We start from the raw sequence: 2,998 nt of genomic DNA on the forward strand, positions 1-2,998 counted from the left end.
ACGGGCGCTGCCCGGCGGTGCCGCCGGGCAAGAGGTGGAAACGAAGCGCTTTGGCCTTGGCGGTGCTGATTGCGGTGATTTTCGCCGCGTGGCGCACCTTCGACGCTTGGATCGACCGCACAGACCTCCCCCTCACCCTCACTGAGACCTCCACCGAAGTCCTCGACCGCAAAGGCAAACTCCTGCGCGCCTACCCGGTCGGCACCGGCCTCTGGCGCCTCGCCGTCCAGACCGCCGACGTCGACCCGCAATTCCTCGGCATGCTGCTGCGCTACGAGGACAAGCGCTTCCGCTCCCACGCAGGCGTCGACCCCATCGCCCTCATCCGCGCCGCGGGCCAGGCACTGTGGAACGGCCGTGCGGTTTCAGGCGGCTCCACCCTCACCATGCAGGTCGCGCGCCTCTTGGAGGACGGCACCACCGGCCGCTGGTCCGGCAAGCTGCGCCAGATGCGGGTGGCACTGGCGCTGGAACGCCGCCTCAGCAAGGATCAGATCCTCACCCTCTACCTGACCCACGCCCCCTATGGCGGCGCGGCTGAGGGCATCCGCGCGGCAACCTACAGCTGGTTCGGCAAGGAGCCGAAACGCCTGACCCCGGCAGAGGCCGCGCTGCTGGTCGCCCTGCCGCAATCCCCCGAACGCCGCCGCCCCGACCGTTTCCCAGAGGCCGCCAACGAGGCCCGCGACCGGGTGCTGGAACGGATGCAACGACAGGGTTTCCTGACCAACGAACAGGCCGAGGCCGCCCGCCGCACCCCGCTGCCACAGCGCATGGCCGCCTTCCCGCGCCTTGCCCCGCATCTGGCGGACCGGGTGAGGGCAGAGCACCCCGGCCAGCGCCAGCTGCGCCTGACCCTCGACGGCGCGGTGCAATCGCGGATGCAGCAGCTGCTGGCTGAGGCCGTCCGCGGCACCGGCCCGCGCCTCTCCGCCGCGCTGATTGCCGCCGACCACCAGACCGGCGAGGTGCTGGCGCTGGCCGGCTCCCCCGCCTATTCCGATGCGCAAAGGCGCGGCTTCGTCGACATGACCCAGGCGGTCCGCTCCCCGGGCTCGACCCTGAAACCGCTGATCTACGGCCTCGCCTTCGACCAGGGGCTGGCGCACCCGGAAACCCTGATCCACGATGGTCCCGTCAACTTCGCGGGTTACGCGCCGCAGAACTTCGACGGCGAATTCCGCGGCGACATCCGCCTGCGCGAGGCGCTGCAATTGTCGCTCAACATCCCCGTGGTGAAACTGACGCAGGAGCTTGGCCCGGCCCGGGTGATGGCCTCCCTTCGCGCCAGCGGCGCCACTCCTGAACTGCCCGGCGGCGCGCCGGGGCTGGCGCTGTCACTCGGCGGGCTGGGCATCAGCCTGCAGGACATGGTGCAGCTCTACGCCGGGCTGGCCGCAGGCGGGCAGGGGCCGCGCTTTCGCGTGATGCAGGGCGCAGCACCGCAGCCCGCAGGCCGTCTGATCTCGCCCGAGGCCGCCTGGCAGGTCGCGGACATCCTGCGCGGCTTGCCGGTGCCCTCGGGCGCCCGTGCAGGGACCCTCGCCTACAAGACCGGCACTTCCTACGGCCACCGCGATGCTTGGGCGATCGGCTGGGACGGGCGCCATGTGATCGGCATCTGGATGGGCCGCGCCGACGGCACTCCGGTTCCTGGCATTTTCGGCGGCGATCTGGCCGCCCCGGTGCTGTTTGAGGCCTTTGGCCGCCTGAAACCCGCGCTCGACCCCTTACCGCCGCCGCCGCCCGCCACGCTGATCGTCAGTTCCGCCGAACTGCCCCAGCCCTTGCGGCGTTTCCGACCCCGCGATGCGGCCTTTTCGGACCCTGCCGATGCACCGGAGCTGATCTTCCCCCCCGAAGGCGCCCGGCTGGCGCTGGAGGGCGCGGACCTCACGCTCAAACTCCGCGGCGGCACCGCCCCTTTCCTGGTGATGGCGAACGGTCAGCCCGTGCTGTCAGGCCAGCACCGCCGCGAGTTCACCCTGCCCAGCCCCGGCCCAGGCTTTTCCTCGCTGGTGATTGTCGATGGCGCGGGGCGCTCCGACCGGGTTAACCTGCGGATTGATTGATCCCTGCTTTTGTCCCGAGGCCCTTTCATGCTGAAACCCCTGCTCGCCGCCTGCACAATTGCCCTGACAGCCCCCGCTGGCTGGGCCGCCTGTGCCACCGATGCCGAGATCACCGCCTTCGTGGAGAGCTTCCTGGCCAAGACCCCGGCCCAGGCGCTCTCCCCCGGCGGCAGCATGGCGGACGCGCTCTGCACCCAGGCCAAACTCGCCGCCGCGCTGGAGCCGCATTTGGGCCCGGTCATCGGCTACAAGGCGGGCCTCACCAGCAAGCCGGCGCAAGACCGATTTGGCGCTACCGAACCCGTGCGGAGCCTGCTGTTTCAGAACATGATGCTGGAGGACGGCACCGCGGTGAACACCCCTTGGGGCGCGATCCCGATGGTCGAGGCCGATCTGGTTCTGGTGGTCGCGGACGAAGGCATCAACAGCGCAACAACGCCTGAGGAGGCCCTGGCCCATATTTCCGCCATCCGCCCCTTTATCGAATTGCCCGACCTGACCCTGGCCAAGGACCAGCCCTTCACGGCGGAAACCATCACCGCAATGGGCGTCGGCACCAGGCTGGGGGTGCTGGGCGCGCCGGTACCGGTGGAGGACCCGGCAGCGATGGCCCGGATGCTGGAGGAGATGACCGTCACGATGCGCGATGCCGACGGCGGGGTGCTGGTGCAGGCGCCGGGCCGGGCGGTGCTGGGCAGCCCGGTGAACGCGGCCCTATGGCTGCGCTCCAAAGGTGTGGAGTTCAAGGCAGGCGACCTGATCTCCGTTGGCTCTTTTGGCCCGCTTTTCCCGCCGCAGGCAGCCAAGGGCGGGGTCAGCGTGACCTACGAGGGCCTGCCAGATGACCCGGTGGTTACAGTGAACTTCAAGGAGTAATCGGCGGCTGGCTGGATGAGGTCTTCCGCTTCGGGCGCAGCCCGAAGCGG

At 69.9% G+C, this 2,998-nt stretch carries 2 protein-coding genes; both read left to right on the forward strand.

Going from position 1 to position 2,998, the window contains the following annotated elements; translation table 11 throughout:
• Positions 1-50: 50 nt before the first annotated feature.
• Entirely contained in the window at positions 51-2,072 is a 2,022-nt protein-coding gene (gene pbpC / locus ACFMBG_RS13680; protein ID WP_421055256.1) for a penicillin-binding protein 1C, read from the forward strand.
• A 27-nt stretch (positions 2,073-2,099) separates the two neighbouring features.
• Complete coding sequence (locus tag ACFMBG_RS13685) at positions 2,100-2,948, forward strand: 2-keto-4-pentenoate hydratase (protein ID WP_421055255.1); 849 nt, start codon at positions 2,100-2,102, stop codon at positions 2,946-2,948.
• Positions 2,949-2,998: the final 50 nt, after the last annotated feature.

Source organism: Leisingera coralii, from assembly GCF_049056525.1.
GTDB lineage: Bacteria > Pseudomonadota > Alphaproteobacteria > Rhodobacterales > Rhodobacteraceae > Leisingera > Leisingera coralii.